The sequence below is a fragment of the Serratia sp. Je.1.23.a genome, assembly GCF_051129805.1.
Taxonomy (GTDB): Bacteria; Pseudomonadota; Gammaproteobacteria; order Enterobacterales; family Enterobacteriaceae; genus Serratia; species Serratia liquefaciens.
The window spans coordinates 1-19,961 of sequence record NZ_JBCPSR010000013.1 but is presented as its reverse complement, the minus strand read 5'-3'; the positions used below and the strand labels follow the sequence as shown (position 1 = coordinate 19,961).

The 19,961-nt window shown below is 47.9% G+C and carries 11 protein-coding genes and 7 pseudogenes; 13 read left to right on the top strand and 5 right to left on the bottom strand.

Annotation, left to right across the window (positions count from 1 at the left end):
- The first annotated feature begins 15 nt into the window (after positions 1-15).
- The 5 genes and pseudogenes from AAZT04_RS25365 (at position 16) to AAZT04_RS25345 (ending at position 5,371) form a co-directional block, all read left to right on the top strand.
- Positions 16-2,433 (top strand): fimbria/pilus outer membrane usher protein, encoded by a 2,418-nt coding sequence (locus AAZT04_RS25365; protein WP_434682284.1) that lies wholly within the window; start codon positions 16-18, stop codon positions 2,431-2,433.
- Positions 2,434-2,453: 20 nt separating this feature from the next.
- Positions 2,454-3,386 carry a Csu type fimbrial protein gene (locus AAZT04_RS25360; protein WP_434682250.1) on the top strand — a complete coding sequence of 311 codons (933 nt, stop codon included), beginning with the start codon at positions 2,454-2,456 and terminating at the stop codon, positions 3,384-3,386.
- A 42-nt stretch (positions 3,387-3,428) separates the two neighbouring features.
- Positions 3,429-3,728: pseudogene (locus tag AAZT04_RS25355) on the top strand (transposase); the annotation flags it as partial.
- A gap of 227 nt (positions 3,729-3,955) precedes the next feature.
- Complete coding sequence (locus tag AAZT04_RS25350) at positions 3,956-4,354, top strand: IS110 family transposase (protein ID WP_425314000.1); 399 nt, start codon at positions 3,956-3,958, stop codon at positions 4,352-4,354.
- A gap of 42 nt (positions 4,355-4,396) precedes the next feature.
- Positions 4,397-5,371 (top strand): IS5 family transposase, encoded by a 975-nt coding sequence (locus AAZT04_RS25345; RefSeq protein WP_129984073.1) that lies wholly within the window; start codon positions 4,397-4,399, stop codon positions 5,369-5,371.
- Between the two features lie 166 nt (positions 5,372-5,537).
- Here the strand turns inward: AAZT04_RS25345 and AAZT04_RS25340 are convergent, their stop codons facing one another.
- On the bottom strand, positions 5,538-10,958 hold the full coding sequence (locus AAZT04_RS25340) for a hypothetical protein (protein ID WP_434682248.1): 5,421 nt from the start codon (positions 10,956-10,958) through the stop codon (positions 5,538-5,540).
- A 394-nt stretch (positions 10,959-11,352) separates the two neighbouring features.
- Positions 11,353-11,490 (bottom strand): hypothetical protein, encoded by a 138-nt coding sequence (locus AAZT04_RS25335; RefSeq protein ID WP_434682246.1) that lies wholly within the window; start codon positions 11,488-11,490, stop codon positions 11,353-11,355.
- Between the two features lie 526 nt (positions 11,491-12,016).
- On the opposite strand from AAZT04_RS25335, the gene AAZT04_RS25330 reads away from it, so the two are divergent.
- Positions 12,017-12,454, top strand: coding sequence for a hypothetical protein (locus AAZT04_RS25330; protein ID WP_129984076.1), 438 nt, complete (start codon positions 12,017-12,019; stop codon positions 12,452-12,454).
- A 129-nt stretch (positions 12,455-12,583) separates the two neighbouring features.
- On the opposite strand, the pseudogene AAZT04_RS25325 reads toward AAZT04_RS25330, so the two are convergent.
- Positions 12,584-13,800, bottom strand: a pseudogene (locus tag AAZT04_RS25325) (IS3 family transposase).
- Between the two features lie 77 nt (positions 13,801-13,877).
- Here AAZT04_RS25325 and AAZT04_RS25320 point away from each other — a divergent pair.
- The 3 genes and pseudogenes from AAZT04_RS25320 to AAZT04_RS25310 all read left to right on the top strand — a co-directional run bounded on the left by AAZT04_RS25320 (position 13,878) and on the right by AAZT04_RS25310 (position 16,739).
- On the top strand, positions 13,878-14,147 hold the full coding sequence (locus AAZT04_RS25320) for a transposase (RefSeq protein WP_277985876.1): 270 nt from the start codon (positions 13,878-13,880) through the stop codon (positions 14,145-14,147).
- Positions 14,138-14,233: pseudogene (locus AAZT04_RS25315) on the top strand (IS6 family transposase); the annotation flags it as partial. The gene AAZT04_RS25320 and the pseudogene AAZT04_RS25315, both read left to right, overlap by 10 nt.
- Positions 14,234-14,408: 175 nt before the next feature.
- Positions 14,409-16,739: a transposase gene (locus AAZT04_RS25310; RefSeq protein WP_434682243.1), complete on the top strand. Its 2,331-nt coding sequence runs from the start codon at positions 14,409-14,411 to the stop codon at positions 16,737-16,739.
- Positions 16,740-16,806: 67 nt separating this feature from the next.
- Here AAZT04_RS25310 and AAZT04_RS25305 read toward each other — a convergent pair.
- Positions 16,807-16,902, bottom strand: a pseudogene (locus AAZT04_RS25305) (IS6 family transposase); the annotation flags it as partial.
- Positions 16,903-17,032: 130 nt separating this feature from the next.
- Here AAZT04_RS25305 and AAZT04_RS25300 point away from each other — a divergent pair.
- From AAZT04_RS25300 to AAZT04_RS25285, 4 genes and pseudogenes are all read left to right on the top strand, one after another.
- Positions 17,033-18,004, top strand: a complete 972-nt coding sequence (locus AAZT04_RS25300) for a hypothetical protein (RefSeq protein ID WP_129984078.1) — start codon at positions 17,033-17,035, stop codon at positions 18,002-18,004.
- A gap of 162 nt (positions 18,005-18,166) precedes the next feature.
- Positions 18,167-18,376 (top strand): annotated as a pseudogene (tnpB, locus tag AAZT04_RS25295) (IS66 family insertion sequence element accessory protein TnpB); the annotation flags it as partial.
- Between the two features lie 23 nt (positions 18,377-18,399).
- A pseudogene (locus AAZT04_RS25290) lies at positions 18,400-18,513 on the top strand (IS1 family transposase); the annotation flags it as partial.
- 150 nt (positions 18,514-18,663) lie between these two features.
- Positions 18,664-19,263 (top strand): hypothetical protein, encoded by a 600-nt coding sequence (locus tag AAZT04_RS25285; RefSeq protein ID WP_129984079.1) that lies wholly within the window; start codon positions 18,664-18,666, stop codon positions 19,261-19,263.
- Between the two features lie 124 nt (positions 19,264-19,387).
- Here AAZT04_RS25285 and AAZT04_RS25280 read toward each other — a convergent pair.
- Positions 19,388-19,864, bottom strand: a pseudogene (locus tag AAZT04_RS25280) (IS3 family transposase); the annotation flags it as partial.
- Positions 19,865-19,961: the final 97 nt, after the last annotated feature.

The following is a 19,961-nucleotide window of genomic DNA, read 5'->3' as shown; positions in this document are numbered from 1 at the left end:
GCACTGGCGTTTTCCATGCTGGGTGTGGCTGCTGGCGGTTGGCTGCCGTTTGCGCTCGGCGACGATCTGCCGTCACCTGCTGCTATCAGCATGCCGGACACCACGCTGTATCTGGAGCCGGTCGTCAACGGGCGGCAAACCGGCAACGTCGTACCCGTCAACTACCGTGGTGGCCATTACTACATGACGGCCCAACAACTGCTCGACGCCGGGCTGCCGGTAGCGGATAAACAGGCGAAAGAAATCGCCGTCGATCGGCTGGAGAAGGTGGATGTCAGCTACAGCGGCGAGAGCCAGCAGTTGCTGATTAACGTGCCCAACGACTGGTTGCCGCAGCAAACCATTGGCGCCCGTTCATCATTACAGCGCTTGCCGGCGCAAAGCAGCCTGGGTTTGCTGTTTAACTACGGTATCTATGCCAGTCAAAGCAACGGCAATGGCCGGCCGGGTTACCTGTCGGCGTGGAGCGAACAGAGGCTGTTCGACGGTTTCGGCGTCATCGCCAACACCGGCATCTACCGCAGCGGGTTTAACAGCGGGCCAAACGACGATGGCGGCCGCTATATTCGGTACGACAGCTACTGGCGTTTCAACGATGACCAGCGGATGCTGAGTCTGACCGCCGGTGACCTTACCACCGGCTCGCTCCCCTGGAGCAGCGCCGTGCGCATCGGCGGCTTGCAATTGGCGCGCAATTTCGCGGTACGCCCGGATCTTATCACCTATCCGCTGCCGCAGTTTTCCGGCCAGGCGGCACTGCCCAGCAGTGTTGATTTATACATCAACAGCTATAAAAACAGCACCACCAACATCAATCCTGGGCCGTTCACCCTCAACAGCGTGCCCTACATTAACGGTGCGGGTCAGGCCACCGTCGTCACCACCGACGCCCTCGGCCGTCAGGTCAGCACTACAGTACCGTTCTACGTGGCCAGCAACCTGCTGCAGACCGGTATGAGCGATTTCAGCATTTCCACCGGCTGGCTGCGGCGCAACTACGGGGTAAATTCTGTCGATTACGGTCAATGGGTAGGCAGTGCCAGTTTACGTTACGGCGTCAATGATTGGTTCACCCTGGAAGGTCGGGCCGAAGGTGCAGCCGAGTTGGCGGTTGGTGGCATGGGTGCTGACATTCGCATTGGGCAATGGGGGGTTATCAATGGATCCTACAGCGTCAGCCAGGCCGGCGACGAAGCGTTTAACGGCGGCCGGCCGATACAATTCCCCACTTATTACGATCCGCTGACCGGCAGGCCGTTGCAACAGCCGGACCCTCAGCCCGTCTATCGCTACACCGGTAACCACGGCGATCAGAGGAGCTTTGGCTATACCTACAGCACCCAACGTTTCAGCCTCAACGCACAGCGTATCCTGCGCAGCGCCGATTTTGGCGACATATCCGTGTATAAAAGCGACTACCGTCTGAGCCGCCGCACCGATCAGTTGACCGGTAGCGTCGGCCTGGGCCGGCTCGGTAGCCTCGGCGTTGGCTATTTTGACGTACGCGATGCCATCGCTCAGCGTACCCGCCTGGTGAACCTTTCCTACAGTATGTCGCTTTGGGGCAACAGCAGCCTGTACGCCTCACTGAATCGGGAAATCGGCAGCAGCGGTTACAGTGCCCAACTGCAGCTCTCCATTCCGTTTGACCGCTGGGGCACAACCAGCGTCAGCGCCGCGCGCGACAACAACAACCGCTGGAGCGAGCGCGTCAGCTACAGCCGTGCCGCGCCGACTGATGGCGGTTTAGGCTGGGATCTGGCCTACGCCAATAACCCGAGCGGCGGCGATTATCGCCAGGCGGATCTGACCTGGCGAGCCCGCAGGCTCGAAGCCCGAGCGGGCGTATACGGCACCCGTGATGATATCAACCACTGGGGAGAAATCAGCGGTTCGCTCGTGGCGATGAACGGCGGCGTGTATGCCACCAATACCATCAACGATGCCTTTGCGTTGGTGTCCACGCAAGGATACGCCGACATTCCGGTGAGCTATGAGAACCAGCTTATCGGCAAGACCGATGCCCAGGGCTATTTACTGGTGCCGACTGTCACCTCTTACTATCATGCGAAATTCCAGATTGATCCGCTCAGCCTGCCCGCCGACGTCGCGCTGCCGACGGTGGAGAAAACCGTCGCCATTCGCGATCACAGCGGTTTTCTGGTTGAGTTTCCCATCCAACCCATCTCCGCCGCCGACGTCGAACTGGTTGACGAGCAAGGCAAACCGTTGGCCAACGGCAGCCAGGTGGCGGTGGTTGGCGGCCATCAGCAGAGCTATGTCGGTTGGGATGGCATGGCCTATATCGACCCGGTGCAACAACACAATCGCCTGAGCGTGATCCCGGCCGACGGCGGCCCGCCGTGTCAGGCGGAATTCAGCTTAGAGAAAAACCAGGGCATTCAGCGCGTCGGCCCGGTTGTCTGCCGCTAATTCAACGACGGAGAGTCACTATGTTTCGGGGATTAAAGATGCTACTGTTGGGCTCCTTACTGCTGTTTTGTCAGCATACATTAGCCGACTGCGATACCACCAATGGCAGTGTCACCTTGCCAGGAAGTAGCTCCCTTGTCGTGTACAATGGGCAGCTCAATGCTCAGGGCACTGCCGGTCTATACTGCACCGGTCTTGGACTATCGCTGCTGTCGCAGAACACCGTCACGGTAAAGGTTGCGTCGACCACCAACGGCATGGCGTTAACCAATACCGACGGTTCAGGCGATAAAATCGCGTACCTGATTTATCCCGACGCCAACTACCAATACCCTTACAGCACTGGCCAAACCATCGATTACAGTTCGCTAAACCTGCTGTCACTGATCCTGATTTCCGCCAACGTCAATTTTCCGCTGTATATCAAAACCACCGTAGGTGCCAATGTGCGCTCGGGAACCTATACCGACAGCATCAACCTGATCTGGAATTACCATATCTGTGGTCTCGGTGTCTTAGGCGCATGCATCTGGTGGGATGGCGTCAATAAACCCAGCACGGTCAGCGTCAGCGTCACCATCACCAAAGACTGCCTGATAGGTACTGCGCCTAACGTCAATTTTGGCAGTATGGCGCTGGTCGGGCAGTTCAATCCTATCAATCAGAGCATCACCCTGACCTGCACCAAAACCGAGGGATATAACACCTATTTCACCAATGGCAATAACCCCATCACCGGTTGGCGCCGCATGAAAAGCGGCGCCAGCAATTTCATGCAGTATCAGATTTACCTGCCTAATACGACGACCGTTTGGGACAGTACCAATAAAAAGAGCGGTGCTGGCACAGGACTGGCACAAAGCATTCCGTATAAAGCGGCAGTCAATGCGGCGCAGAGCGAAGTTCCGGTGGGTAACTATCAGGATAACCTCAGTTTTATTGTCGAATTCTGAGTCAAGTGTAGTGGCACAGTAAATTTGGCCACCTGATTAAAGATGATATCCTCACCTCAACACACAACAGGTGACTTAATGAACAAGAAAACCAAACGTACATTCACCCCAGAGTTTAGGCTGGAATGTGCACAGCTGATTTTTGATAAGGGCTACTCATATCGACAAGCCAGTGAAGCGATGAATGTCGGTTCTACCACGCTTGAGAGCTGGGTGCGCCAGCTCAGGCGGGAGTGTCAGGGTATTACGCCCTCTGCAACACCCATTACTGCAGAGCAGCAACGTATTCGCGATCTGGAAAAGCAGGTTCGCCGCCTGGAGGAACAGAATACGATATTAAAAAACTGTCCATGGGTGAAACTCCGTCCTGAGTCTCAGAAACTCCTCGGAAAAGTTGGCAGGCTAATTTAGCGAAGGAAGCAGCCGTCGGCCTTTTGGTGGTATGACCCCGTAAAAACATGGTTCAGGGACTGTGGCGGATCCGACAGTGGTGACTTTGATCCCGTTCAGGAAGGTGATTTCTCCGTCGTCCCCTCCTTCGTTCATCGAAAATGAGCAAGGAGATTTCCATGAAAAAATCCTCCCGAATGTCTATTGTCCATCCTCATGCTGCTGGCGTTGATATTGGCGCTGAATTCCACGTTGTCGCCGTACCGCCTGATGCTGACGCCGAGCCGGTCAAAACTTTTCAACGTTTCACAGGCGACCTTCATCGGATGTCCGATTGGCTCAAAACCTGTCACATTACGACCAACGCCATGGAGTCCACAGGCGTTTACTGGTTGCCTGCTTTTGAGATCCTTGAAGCTGCGGGTTTCAATGTGATCCTTGTTAATGCCAGAGACGCAAAAAATGTTCCCGGTCGCAAGACTGATGTCAATGACGCACAGTGGCTGCAGAAGCTGCATTCATTTGGCCTTCTCCGGGCCAGTTTCAGACCTGAACGGCATTGGTGCACGGATGGCTAAACGGGTATCATCAATGCCTGCCCATTCTGACATGTGTTAACGATGCCGCATAAACACAACGCCAAAAAACGTCACCACATTCCCAAAGCAAAATACACCCTCACTAACTGGCCACAATACGAAGCCGGCCTGAAGCAACGCGGCAGCCTGACTCTTTGGATAACACCCGAAGCCATTGCACAATGGAAGGCCGCCGCCCGCACCACGCCCGGGGGCCAGGCTCGCTACTCTGACCTCGCCATCCAGACCTGCCTGATGCTGCGTACCGCCTTCCGGATACCCCTGCGCCAGGCTAAAGGCCTGATGGCGTCGGTCTTCAGCATGATGCATTTATCCCTTGCCGTGCCTGACCACTCCACCGTCAGCCGACGCGCTGCGGTATTGCCGCCAGTGCCCCGCATTCCTGCTGAGGGTGAGGTCCATGTCCTTATCGACAGCACCGGACTTAAGGTTTACGGGGCCGGCCAGTGGCTGGAAGAAAAGCACGGTACCCGAGCCCGCCGTGACTGGCGCAAACTCCATTTGGCCGTCGATGCAGACAATTTCAGCATCGTGGCACCTACCCTGACCGACTCACAGACTGATGACCCGTCGCAGGTGGGGCCGTTACTCAGTCAGACTGATGGCGCTATCATGCAGGTCACGGCTGACGGGGCTTATGATGGTCACCCCACGTACAACACTATCGCCGGACAGGCTGAGGGCATTATTGTCGCCATTCCTCCCCGTGTGACGGCGGTACCGGAAGAAACCACGGGACCACCGAGTCAGCGGGACCGGCACCTGGTCATGATACAGGAAAAGGGGCGGTTGGCATGGCAGAAGGCCGTGGGATATGGCAAGCGGGCGTTAGTGGAAACCATGATGGTCTGCTGGAAAGTGCTCATCGGTATCCGCTTGCGCGCCCGGAATTTTGCGTCCCAGAAGACGGAGGTGGCCATCGGGGTGGCGGTACTGAATCGCCTGCTGTCAGTGGCACGGCCTCATTCTGTCCGTAAACAGGTGAATACCGCCTGAATTACAGTGGGTAAGGGGAAGCTGCAACCTGACCCTATCCGTGCACCAACGCCTATCAGCGACATGAGCAGAGACTCCGGCAAATAAATGAGATATTACCTGAGGGCCCGCTTAATGCAACACAACCCTTTTGCTGGCTTACCGCCGTTAACGCGACAGAACCCGATTATTCGACCACATCATTTATAATTTCATTAAAGCCTCTTCCTTTTATTTTAACGTCCGGAAGAACGGAGTAATCTAACTGATAGAGCTTGGTAGAAGCCTCTGGAATTTTATATTCCTTGAGTTTCTTATTAAAAAAAGCACTCATGTCCTTATAGTTATCAAAATAAGCTAAACCATAGTTAGGATCATAGAATACATACTTTAACTTACCTTCCTGATTCACTTTCGATAGCAACATAGTATGTTGGGGATTATCAACCCTAACCGAAGCATTTTCTGTTGGGAACAATCTTGATTCCGCATCACCTAGCTCGCTCACTTTAACATCAGAGATTGCGGCTGCGTTAAATTTAGATGCATTACCATCAGCATGTAACTCGACAAGTGTCTTATATAAAGGATTGTCAGCAATATCGGGTGATGAATAAATATCCATCAGTTTCTTCGCTAACTTTTCACCTTTTCCATTCTGTAAAGCCCACCCCATTAATACGGACTCAGGCAGGCACTCACCCTTTCGTCCTTTTAAGTAAATATTTTGCGGCGCAAGGACAACTTTCGTTGCTTTATTCGCCGACTTCTTCCAAGAAACAGCCGACTTGGCTGCGTCATATAAATTAATATTCTTAATGGATTCATTTATCTTTCCAGCTAAAACACCTCTTGTTATCGCATCGGTATCCTGACTATTAAACAAGTCAAGTTTCTGATCAAGAGATAAGCTATTGTAATCATCATACTGAGGAGCATTACTCATTTCCTTTCCTGTTTTGTAATCTTGTTGGGATTTTTCAATTCTCTCTACGCCGTTTGATGGTAGTTTATACGGCGCAGCGGTTTTCTTCATTTTATCGAGCTTCTCCTTACTATAAGTGAGAGCTTTAAACTCATGTACCCCAATGACGATTTTATTACTAAGTGACAACACACCACCGGCATTTTGTAGCCTATATGCTAACAAATGAACTTTGCTACCTTGCTCCCAGGTGGCTCCGTTGTTTCTTGATATTTCAATTTTTCCATTATTTACTCTACCGAGCATTTCTGTCTTACCTACTTTGAATGTCCGTGCTTGCATTGTCGAACTAAAAGAAGGCTCTGGGGGACTATTGTGGATGGTTTCAAGCTGCTCCAGTGAGGCACTTTCTTCCATCGTTTTCCCGAGCTTTAACTCGGATGACATGTTCTTTGCCGTATGATATGCATTCTTAACGCTCATACCACTGGCCAACAATGCCTGATAAATGGCAAGTGGGTCACCCGTGTCTATGGCTGTCTTAATGCTTCTGCCCAAGTCAGCTAAATCAATTGTTTTTTCTCCTATTAGCATGAGGTATTTCACCGATTTCTCTCCAGTCTTGCTAAATTTTCCGACACGAGCTGCAACTTTACCACCGGGAAAGCAACTCATTAGCAGACCTGCCGTATCTAGCGGGTCTGGAGTTTTACCTTCTGCCAAATCGGCTGCGATCGTAGCTGCGGATTGTAGTCCATTGAGGACAGCACCGGCTGGGGTGAAGCTAACGACCACTCCCGCGGTGGCGTCAACCCATGACCCAATGTATTCTGCCTTCTCGACTTTTTCATTTGTATCTCGTATGGAATCATTATTTATAGCGCTCGCTACTAGCTGCCCTTGTCCTGCCAATGTTGCAAACGGACTTGCAATAACTCTCAAATATTCTGATAGCGATTTTCCTGCCCATGTGAAACGAAGTCTATATTTAGCTTTGGGTACAGGAACACTCTTATTCGATAATTTAGAACCACGAATTGCTTTTTTAAGCACATGCCTATTATGGTTTGCATGCGGTTCGTTCTTATATTTTTCTTTGGAGACTTCGTAAAGATGCTCGGAAAGACTGAAAACATCCATTGGTTTATTATTGTTATTGAATTTATTTTCAGAAATTGAGCTGGCGGATAATTCAACCGGGATGTCGCTTGAGCTGGCAATGTAGGTGTAAAGATTTTTATCGTCATTTAGATTAACAAGAATACCTTTTTTGGCGCCGGGCGTATCAGGAATAAAAAAAATGTTGGCTAATTTCAAACCATCAATATCAACGGAGATAAGCACATCTCTTCTTATCCTCGCCAAATGAGCATTGTGACGAGTTTGCTGAGACAAAGAGTTATCCTGCATTATTTTTTCCAGCGTGTAATTGATGGCATTTAGATAGGTGAGTTTTTTTGCATCATCGCAAAGTTTTTTGTACCGATCATCATAACTCCCTTCATCTGATATATCATAACGAGATAGGATGATTGGGTCACGGGTGCTGGTGATTTTATAGGTTACTTTTAATTGGCTGCCTGCTCTCACCCAGAGTCTATTCTTATATTTAGAATCAAGGGGCTTAATGTCGCCCACATTCCTTTTCCCAGCCATAACATCCGGAATGTTCTCATTGATTTGATCACATATATCCTCTATGGCATCGAATGGGCTTTGCTTTTTCGATGAAAAAGAATATTCGCGTTGTTTGTTATCGCTCCCAGTAACGGTGATTGTCACTGTTTTATTCATGAAGCTGAAATCGTTACTTTCAAACGTTAACGCCTGACTCGGCTCTGGAGAACTAAACCACTCGCTATCTTCTATTTCACAGCTTACGCTTATTCCTTGGCATTTACTTGTCCAGAACTCATTAAGATATTCCGAAGCAATGGGAGTGATTTCATCATTATTCTCTTGCCCCACCCGAACAACCGGAATGGCGTTGTTGATTTTCTCGCATATGTCTTTTATGGCACTGTACGGACTTTCTTTGTCCGACGTGAAGTAATATTCACGTTTATCACCACTATTGTCAGTGACAGTAATTTTTACCGTTTTGTTAATAAAACTGAATTTGGGGCCAAACTTCAGCGCCGAACGCAACTTTGGGGCATTCACCCATAGTCTACCATCATCATTAACACACTGATTTAACACCTGGCTCTGACCAGGGCTTTCCCGCCATGGGCTAAAATTCTGAGACTGGAGACTATCCCCAAAAAATTCCCTGTCAAGATGTTCATCAAATTCCGCTGCTCTTCGGTTACGCTTACTCCGCTGAGAAGCAGCGGTCTCTTCATTGTTCTTGTCGGTATCCGCCGCCTCGCCCGGGGTGGTGCTCGCTCGAACCATTATTTCTTCCTCCCTCCGCCCCGCGGCCCCCTCATTGGTGGCAGCAACATTACCATCCCCATCAACCGGGGCGGGGAGCATCTCGTCGCTTTGCGTTATTACCTCTTCCAATGTGGGAGTGGTAATCTGCCCAGCGGTATTCCTCACAAGTTGATTGACGCCCACATGCCCCCCCGTAATCGGCGTACCGAGCAACGCCTCTTCACCTGCTTTTTTAAGCGTGTCGCCCAGCCCCTTCTTATACAGCCCCCAGACACTTAATCCGACCGCAAGTCCTGTTTTACCTGCCTGCGGCAGCGCAAACTTGAGGATACGTAGTCCCTGAGTCAGGGTACGCCGCAGCGTAAGCGTCCGGTAAACCTCCCATGGGAAAGGGTTGCCCGGATCAACAGATTCAGCCACACGCCGGTAATCCTTCCAGTACGTCACCGGACTCGCTAGCACTTTCAGAATACTTAAATTGGGTATCCCCATCTTGCGAAAATCGGTAGTGGCTAACCGTCCCCAGTTCCCACTCACGCCAGAGAAAATCAGTCTCCCAGGCAAGGATTTTTGCCCACTTTTTGCCAGATATTCAGCCATGCCGGGAACATCTTGCAAAATATCAGCGGTCGATTCCCCCCGTAACATCGTCCCCTCTCGTGCTTCCCGGTAAGCCGCATTGGCTCGGATAACCATCTGTTCACCGTCCAGGGAACGTGCCTTGGTAAAGTGCTGCGCCACTTCCTGACGAATTAGCGCCTCGACGGTCTGGTCAAACGTTTTCAGGGATATTTCAGGGTATTGCTGAATAAACTGAACCCGTTTTTCATTAAAAAAATCCCCTATATAGCGGGCAATACGCCAGTCGGTAGAGAATAAATTCAGGGATTTCCCGGTCTCCAGCACGATGACCTGCCCCAACTCTTTGCGAGCGTTCCTGGCCTCTTCCAATGCCCGGGCCATATATCCCTGTCTTTTTTCTGAGATACCACCGGACAGGGGCATATTTTCCACCACCTCGTCCAGTTTTTCCGCCGCTGTCTGAAACGTCTTCAGCGCCGTCTTTATCTTCTGCTCAAAAGATTGTATCGATTTCGTTTCCTTCTCGAGCCCCTCATAAACAAGCGTTAATCTTTTTATCTCCCACTCAAATGCCTCCTCTCGCTTATCCAGCCATTGGCTGGCCTGACGCCAGTCATTGAATCGTGCCTGCCTAGCCTCTGCGTCTTCCGGGGACGTTATCATCACGGCACCGCATTTAGTCAGATAGTCTGAGATGGCCGGCAGTAAAAAACCGGCCGCTATTCTCATCTGTTCATTGAGCTTAATATCACCATCTGAGAGGGATGAAATTCCCTTCGCCAGGCCATAAATACCGGTTTGTGTCGTCCTTTTCACTCCCCCCCCCACTCGCCCCGGCAGAATGGCGACCGCTGGCCACATCTGATAACGTATTTTTTTTAAGGACGAGACTGGCGTCTGTTTAATTCCTCCCCAGGCCTCTTTCCTCTGTTTCTCGGTAGTGGGAAGTTTTTGTTTCAAATTCGTCAGCTTCTTTCCCATCTTGTTAATGAAACCCGGCGCGGGCCGTATCTGTTCCTTCAGAGATTTCACTAGCGTTTCCACCCGGAAAAGCTGGTAGTCCAGGTCGCTGACAGCGGCCTTGAGAGCGCTGGTCTCGGTGACATCCGGCAGCTGTTGTTCGCACTGCCTCGTCTCATCCCGGGCTGTGGTGATAGCGTTGCCTGTGGCTTTGAGATTCGCCACCAGTTCAATTATCTCCCCCTCCGGTGGGGTATTTTCCCCGTCGGACTTCAGCGCGCCACGGGCCAGAAGCAGGTAAACAGCAGCCAGCATCATGGCGTCCGTCCCTAACTGCGTCAAAGTGATGGCTTTACGCACCAGCAATTTCTGTTTACCGGAGTGCACCTCCATGCTTTTCAGCGCGTCAATCACCTTCCGCAGTGTATCGGCAGTCCCGGTGACAGAGACCTCAGCATTCCCAGGGATAGTGGTAAGCATATTCTGGAGGGAATCCAGAGCATCCATATCTACCAGTAACTCCTGTATGTTATGCCCTTTCAGCTTCCGGAACTCTTTTAGCATTGGCAACTGTGACTGATACGCACGAAAAAGGTCATGATAAATACCTTCTTCACCGGATACTGCTGCCTCACCGCCAGCCAGCTGGAAATCATCATCCGCATATGCAGTATCGGAATCCTCCACGTTAATCTGCTCATCGGCCTCGACATCGGAGGTTTTGCTTTGTTTTCTTTTATTTTTATCGGAATAAGAGGGCATCGATATATTTCCGGGGCACTGTTGCTAAAATCGGGTAGAGTCCGGCAAGAGGCGTTGGGGTATGGATGGCGCCGGTGCGTGTCAAGGTAGTTGTCGCCTCAGTTAATTTGTGCAGCCAGCTTTTCCCGCTCTGGATTCAGCCAGACTTCGTCCTGCCAGCTCCAGCTTCTTGTTGCTCCTGACCAGCGATGCGGATTCAACTCTTTTGCTGCCTCATACACTGATTTACGTTGAGCCAGTAGTGTCCGATCTTCGCCTCTGTGGCAGTGTTCTTCGTTGTACCAGCTCCCGAAGCTTTCCACCCAGTCGCACTTCTTCCAGCGTTGAAAAACTTTTTTCAGGCCACGCAGGCACGTATTTCAGCGTCCTGAACAGTGACTCCACGTGCGTGTTGTCATTGCTCACCCGCGGACGGCTGTGCGACACAGTGATCTTCAACTCGTCCAGTCACCTGCAGCACCTGTGACTTCATGGGGGCGCCGTTATCCGCATGCAACACCAGCGGTTCCTGCCAGCAGCGCTCGCTCAGCACCGTTCGCTTCAGCGGTGCGTTTCAATTGCCATAATCCTGTTCATTGGGGATGGCACCTTCTTTAAAGGCACTTCTCAATGTAGCGATGTTAATCGTTTTCTTTGTATCAGCCATACTGCAGCCCCTTTATCTTCAAAAAATCACTCTATGGAGTAAAAAGTATTAGCGACAGCTACTGTGAGTCAAATTTTAAGTGCACCAACACCCCGCTTAATGCAACACAACCGATACTTGAATCACATTTGACAATAATTCCTCTTAACGCTACAGTCTTTTAAGTGTCGGATCCCATATCGAAGCAAAAGTTTAAAATCGGTTATGTTGCATCAATGAAAGCAGAGCAGTATACATTGCACTGCTTGTTTTTTAGGTTGCCGCGAAATAGAAGACCACGTAAGTACCTCTGCTTTAGGCAATCTTAAGTTGTATTTTCAGAGCTAAGAATGGCGACTTAGCTCTGCACTTCAGAGTTGAATTCGCCTATTTGAAGTATTACTAATATAGTTTATCAATGAGGATATATAATATGAAAATTAATTATTTTTTACTAACAGCCATTTTTTTTATGGCTGTTAGTAAGACAGCTTTAGCAGACAACACTCTCAGTAATTGCACGTATGTTTACAAAAAGGGTAAAATGTCAGAAAGTACATGTATGACATTACCTGTTGCTGAAGGGAGCACTGATAAAACACTCATACCGACATATTTTAAAGCAAGACTGGGTTCATTATCCTACGGAGCTAAAAAAGATTTTATTGTGCTGGACGCACTTTCTTGGAAATTTATGAGTAGGGGGCACTGTGGCATATTAGATACACCTAAAAATAGAAAGGCAGTGTTAGATTTTATGAAAGACTCTTTAACGGTGATTACTGAGAAGATGGCATTTGAAGCTGGAAATCAAGTTAATGGAGTTAATTGCAATCCGTTATTTATATATTATGAGAAAAAGGAAGGGTAGTAAGAGGGCGGTTCTGTCGCATTAACAGCCACGGCTTAGCAAAAATGTCACTGCCGATTTTTTAGGTGGCCAACAGATAAAATTGGTCTGCCGGGGACAATCCGTCCCCTTGCGGAGGTGGATTGGCCCCTATATTTCCATACACTTTTTATCACTTAACCCATGACTGGTTCGTCGCCACAGATATTCCCGTGGCGAACGATATCCCAGTGCACTATGCGGATGCCATTCGTTGTAATGTTCGAAGGCCTCCACAAGGTTCTTTACCGCTGTTAACCCGTCGGGCTTCGTCATGATGCTGATGTAATCGCGTTTCATCGTTTTCACGAAGCTCTCCGCCATCCCGTTGCTTTCCGGGCTACGTACCGCCGTATATTTAGCCTCCAGTCCTACCATTCTGGCGAACTGACGTGTCTGATGAGAACGGTAGGCTGAACCGTTGTCTGTCAGCCACTCAACGGGGGATGCCGGCAGGCTGTTACCGAAGCGACGCTCCACCGCACCCAGCATCACGTCCTGTACGGTTTCGCTGTCATATCCACCATTACTGGCCGCCCAGTGCAGTGCTTCACGATCGCAGCAGTCCAGTGCGAACGTGACCCGCAGTTTTTCGCCATTATCACAGCTGAACTCGAAGCCGTCAGAGCACCACCGCTGGTTACTTTTTCCAACGGCCACTTTCCCTGTATGTGCCCGTTTCGAGGGCTGTATTGCAGGTTTACGCTCAAGCAGCAGTGCGTTCTGGGTATACACGTTTGGCATTGATCACCGCCATCTCGTCAGTTTCTGATTGTCTGCGTAGCAGTGCCCATACCCGACGATAACCATAGGTGGGCAGATCGCCGATAACAGTATGGATACGGGCCAGTGCTTCTGTATCATCAGGCTTGCGCTTGCGTCGGCGATCCTGCCAGTTCTTCGACCGACAGGCCTTGGCATGCAGTTGCGCACGTGAGACCCGGAGGCAACGACTGACGAGGCTTATTCGCCATCCTCCGGCAACAAGGGCACGTGCGCTATCCACTTTTTTGTCGGCCATATTCAACGGCTTCTTTCAGCAGCTCGTTTTCCATAGTTTTCTTTCCCAACAGGCGCTGCAGCTCTTTAATTTGCTTCATCGCAGAGGCCAGCTCCGATGCGGGTACAACTTGTTCACCCGCGGCAACGTCGGTGAGGCTGCCTTCCTGATATTGCTTACGCCACAGGAACAGCTGACTGGCAGCGACGCCATGCTGACGGGCGACCAGCGACACGGTCATTCCGGGCTCAAAACTCTGCTGAACAATGGCGATTTTTTCCTGAACACTTCGCCGTCTGCGCTTCTCTGGACCTAAAACATCAATCATCCGGACTCCAACGACTAGTCTAAAAACTAGTATTAAGACTATCACTAACTTAAGTGATACCAACTGTCTGGAGATTCATGGGGCCAGTCTATGGGTTTGGACCTTATCTGGCACTAAAATTCGTTGCCGAATGTGGTACTGACATGAATCGCTGGCCGGATGCGAGCCATTTTACCTCGTGGCTGTGTTTGTTCCCGGGGAATAAGATCTCCGGTGGAAAAGTACTGTTCTCGAAAACGCGGCGTTCATCCAGTCGAATTGCTGCTGCACTAAGACTGGCAGCCACAACAATTGGCCGGAGTGATACCGCGCTGGGCGCTTTTTATCGTCGATTGTCATCGAGTTAATTCACATGATACGTAAAGGTCAGCTTCAACATTCTGCTGGTAACGGATTGTCACCAGCGGAACAATTTTATCTGTTGACGGCCTAAAAAAAACGGCGGCGCAACTTTTGCCGACTTGTCTACACTAATGCGACAGAGCCCGCCGGATTAACGACAATTTTCAGGTGCTGAAACCTGCATCTTCAGGTTAATCGGACATATACTATTAATGGATGCCACCTAAAGTAATGGCCAAAAACTTCCATTTATAAAGGATTGTATTATGCCGAAATATTATGAACACTCCGCATCAAAACGCCGTAAACTTGAACGCCAGTTAGATATGGACGACGATCATGGTGAATTGATACTTAATGCGCAAGAATATCAGCGCAGTCGTAACGATGTTTTTTTGAGTGTCCCATCAACCAGTCAGGCACATTTATCTTCTGAAAGAAATTTTCTCGGAGGAGTGGGGGAAAGTTCAAGTGAATCACAAACAAGCAGAGATGTGATAAATAAAATAAAAAAAAGATTCAAACACAGAGCAAGGGTCATACAAAATGGAACTCTAAGAACAACAAGTGCTAAAGACAGACTCGCCACTCTTTACTTGTTGGCAAGTGGAAAAAAATATGGTGAAATTCGTTTGATAACTGGATTGAGTAATAACAGCATCGTTTGTTGGGATGAGTACAAAGAATTAAAAAGTGAAATATCTACTAACCCATCAAGGTTTATGCGTAAATATGAAAATGAGCATGGTAATCACGATACAGATACAGATACAGATACAGATACAGATACAGATACAGATAATATGGTGCGATATATCAATGTGGTGTTGGAATTTAATAAAAAAACACTTGCTCAGCTTGATAGTGAATTTAACTGGTCACATTATAACCTAGAACAAAAACGAAGAGCCGCCTCTTTGAGAGAGCAACAGGCTATTATAAGCCTGAGGGTTCGCGGAATGACCATGAAAGAAATTGTAAATATCGTACACATTTCAAGCGGTAGTATTTTAAGATGGCACATAAATAGACTCTATCAAGAGGCGCCTTATCGATTTGGTTTAAAGAAACCAACTCCAGTTAATGAAAGTGATGTGGAGTATTTAAATCTCAATGAGATTAAGGGGTTATTTAAATGGCCGATTGGTGACATAAAAAGCAACAGGAGGAATATATCACGCATCGAAAGGCGGATTATTATTAGGTTAATTTCAAGTGGAATGAAGCTTAAAGATGTAAAAGAAATAGTCGGAATTACTGCAGGCAGCATTTGTGACTGGAGTGAGTATAAAGATGAGTATAAGAAAAATAAAAACATATATCCACCGCTGTGTAATGTAACTGATTTTTGTGATGAGGAAAAAGACGTTAATATTGAGTGGGAAGATAATATTGTTAATAATTATACTTTAGAGGAGCTTAAAGAGAAATACAATTGGCCAGAGGGAGAAAAAAATGTAAGTAAAAGAGTTTATTCAGCAGATGAAAAACAAGGGGTTATTCGTCTTGCAGTCAGTGAGGGATGGTCAGTCAGTGACGTAAGTCGTGTTGCTGGTGTTCCCATAGTGTCTATTTATAGATGGCTCAAACAGAGTTATGCTCACAAATCCAAGTACAAACCTCTTCAAACTGAGGTAACTAGAGACCTTGATCATGCTTTGTCTGAACCTACGAAAATGAAAACACCAAAATCATCCACCTCTCTTCACACTATAAGTGAAAGTAAGGTTAATCAAGAGTTGTCTGGAGTTACTTATACGCAGGAAAACATTCCCTCTCTAGATATAAATGAAAGTAATTTTAATAAAGTGGCTGGTACTCAGGGGGGGGGTATCAATCCGGCTATTCATAAGTTAATTATAGTAGTGCTTGATGTGTTAGAAAAGATGGCTAAAGATGCAGCAAAAGAGCTCCCGGATATAACAAGAGGAAAACAAACAACAGCTATAGGGTTGAGTTATAATGGAAAATTATACCTCGCTTCCAGCACAAAGCATCTTTCGCTAAAACAACAAGCATGGGCAAAGCGTTATAGAGTAAAAATGAAAATTGGCCAGCCTGACGAAAGAGACTCAGGATATCATGCAGAGGAAAGATTGATGATCTACGAACCACCGATGAGATTTATTAATCCCGATCGACTAATTTGTATCGATTGCGAAAAAGCAATGAAAATAAATGGCGTGAGTTTTAGTGTGGAAGGAACGAAATCAAAATCCAAAAAAAGAATCGACGGTATAAAACCCGGTGCTGACAACTATGCCTCAAAATTAAAATCAAACTTGGGAATAAATAATGGTGGGCATTTTAAATTTTTAGCGCCTGTCGACCGCCCCTTGGATGCTCTTAGCAATCAAGTTCTTTCTAATATTTCCGATTTGGGAAGTTTACAGGAACTTAGCAATGATGAACGCTTGAAAGGCTGGGATAGGATTTTTAACTGGTTGAAAAAGCATTCATTTACCCAAGAAAACCTTGAAGATGTTATGTCCATATTGGCAGAAAATGGGATTATAATTCCAACTGAAATATATGTGGCCGTTCTGCTAAGGTTCAGACAGCTTCATGTTATGGAATCCAACTTACAACCTGAATAAGGAGCTTTGTCGGGCTCTGTCGCATTAGTGTAGACAAGTCGGCAAAAGTTGCGCCGCCGTTTTTATAGGCCGTCAACAGATAAAATTGTTCCGCTGGTGACAATCCGTTACCAGCAGAATGTTGAAGCTGATCTTTACGTATCATGTGAATTAACTCGATGCCGTTGTAAGTATCCCGGCAAAACGAACCATTCACTTTTAGAGATCTTCCGACATACTGATTATGTCCCCTGAGGAGATCGCCATCCGTAAAGCCCGATTCACTACACTTCATCAGTCACATGGAGGGGCGCATGTACAAACAACACGAGAAAGTATCCCTCTGCAATGCTAGAAGCAAGGCTAGATATAGAGCATCGGATTCGGAGGGCGAAGATAGTGAGTTTGACGACCGAGCCACATTGCTTTACGGAGTGGAGGATGAGCGATATGCCTACCTTAATGGCATTGAATGGGATCGTCGGCCAGTACGGATCGATTCGATAAATGCAGTACTCGGGCTAACATATGAGAAATTCAAGTATTCGCCGAAACGTGAGTTGGGAAAGGTGATTGCTGGAATTGCTGTGGACCAAAAAATGGTTGAAAAATTTCAGGCGATGATCTGTGGCAGTCTTTCTGAAGAAAGCATTCGGGGCTTGCTTGAGAGCTGGTCTGCGTACATGAGTGATCATCGTTCTTATTTGGAGATCTTCGGGCGGAATCTCAGTGACGTCGATTTTCTTCTAAAAAATAGCGCATTTAGAGATGATAATCGTGAGTCGAAGTGCAAGGGGATTTTTAGCGGGATGGTTCTAGCACCGATGACGCTCAAGGTGTTCTCGCCCATTTTGGAGGGAATTCATAGCGGTCAAGGGTTTGAGGCGTTGTCACAATTGGAAGAAGAATACGACAACGACGATGGGCATTTGAATGACGTTGACGATGAATATATGGGAAATGCCCTTGAAGAGATCAAAAACACACTAACCACCGCTTTCTTTCGACGTCTTAGCAAGCTTAGTCTGGATTGGGCGTTCTCAAAACGCCAATATATTGCAGGGGTTGATTTTCTTGTCTATCTGAATAGAGAAAATGCACAGGAGATTGGTGCAGTGAGAGGGCGGCCGGGTGCGCTGGTGGTAATGAACGATGCAACTGGCTGGCTTAGAAAAAATTTTGGGCAGCACTATTTCCCGATCACATCTTCGGAGTTGCGGCACGCGCAACGAAAAGGGTACGCTATTAATAGAATTACAGCGGCAAAGGTTAATAATAAAATATGACCAGTGTCGGTTGTGTTTCATTAGCGACAACAGGTGACATGCCGCAAGAAATTCAAACGAGAGCGTTCAAAATTCTGTGTCACGGTAAAATTATTACAGCGTAATCACGTAATCACGTAATCACGGATACAGGAGATCAAACGATGATCTGACTGGCACAAAATTGGGGTGGTGGCGGGCATCACCGACATGAGAAGCTGCTTTAATGGCCTGGCGACCAAAGTAAAAACCGCGTTGAAAGATGATCCGATGTCTGGCCGCATCTTTATCTTCTGAGGATGTAGCGGCTGCTACCTCAAATTTCTCTGGTCCACCGCTGATGGTTTGTGCCTGCTGACAAAACGTTTGGAGCGAGGTCACTTCGCCAGACCCGCACACGTAAACCGTTCCCTGACTCACTACGTGCCTACCTTAAACGGCTAGCCCGAGGGACTATCTGCTTCTCAAAGTCAGAAGAAATGCACGATAAGATAATCGGGTGGCATCTGACGATTAATTATTACCACTAAGTCTGCGTCATGACCTAAAAATGAGCATTATACATCGAATTTAACCAATTATATACATTGCCGCGTTTTTTTGATAGGGGGTATTATGTTCCAAGTGAAATACAAATCTGCCATAAACACTATGAAAAAAATTCTTATTCAGGACAATCTTTGCCAAAAACTGAAAACGAAGTTAACACTAATGATTTTATAGAAAATAATATTGGATTGTCAGCGACGACTTCAGAGCAGGTGGTTGATGGGAGTATTGAACAGTTCAGGAAAAACGAGATATCTACACCTATCAACATATGGAAACATAACGACGAATGCTTTCTCGAAAGTATAACCAGACGCTGGCTGGAAATAAGTAGGAGTAAACGGGCTGATAACAGTTTTCTAAGGATGCAAGGTAAAGGCTCATTGTTGAGAGATGGTTTTTTATCTGATGCGGCATCCATGCCTGGATTGACAGGGGGCTATTTCACATCAAATCTGTTATTTAATTTTCCGAATGCTTTTGGTTCGGAGCGAGATATTAATAAGCAAGTATTAAAAAATCAGGATTCCTTACGCGGCATTGAATTTAATAAGCAAGAAATTTATTTCATTGCAAAATTCATCAAGCAGAATTTTTATTTTTCACACGCCACAAATACAAATGTCGAGAGTAAAAATGGAGATGTAAATATTTATTCGAGGAAAGTGCTGCAAGATAAAAAATCACTTTCAATGAGTCGAATTCCGCTTTTCAAGATGTTAATGGGTTAGGGAATGATGATTATGCGTTCTTCTCTCTGGAAATAGGTCCCGTTTTGAAAAAACAGAAAAGCAGGTTCGGTAATACCATTTATAAAGTCCCGGTATCAAATGGCTCTGAATCGCCACGAATAATCTAGACACTTCCGAGCCGTTGATAATACTGGTTTTCATATTCTGCCGGTGACATCTGATCGCTAGAACTATGCCGACGCTTACTGTTATAAAACATTTCGATGTAATCAAAAATATCGCTGCGGGCATCTTCCCGCGTTCCGTAGATCTTTTTCTTTATCCGTTCACGTTTCAGCAACTGGAAAAAGCTTTCTGCAACCGCATTATCGTGGCAGTTACCGCGACGGCTCATACTGCCCTCCAGGCCGTGTGATTTCAGGAACGACTGCCACTCATGGCTTGTGTACTGACTGCCCTGATCCGAGTGAACCAGCACCTGTTTTTGGGGATTACGCCGCCATACAGCCATCAGAAATGCGTTCAGGACAATGTCCTTTGTCATCCGGGATTGCATTGACCAGCCGATAATTTTGCGTGAGAACAGATCAACAACCACGGCAAGATACAGCCAGCCCTGCCAGGTGCGGAGTAGAGTAAGAGGCAGGGCGTAGTCGGACTATTTCCCTGCCTCTCCTCCCCGAACCGGACGTGCACCTTTCAGCGCATCCGGCTCTCCATTTAAACGCTGGCGAACG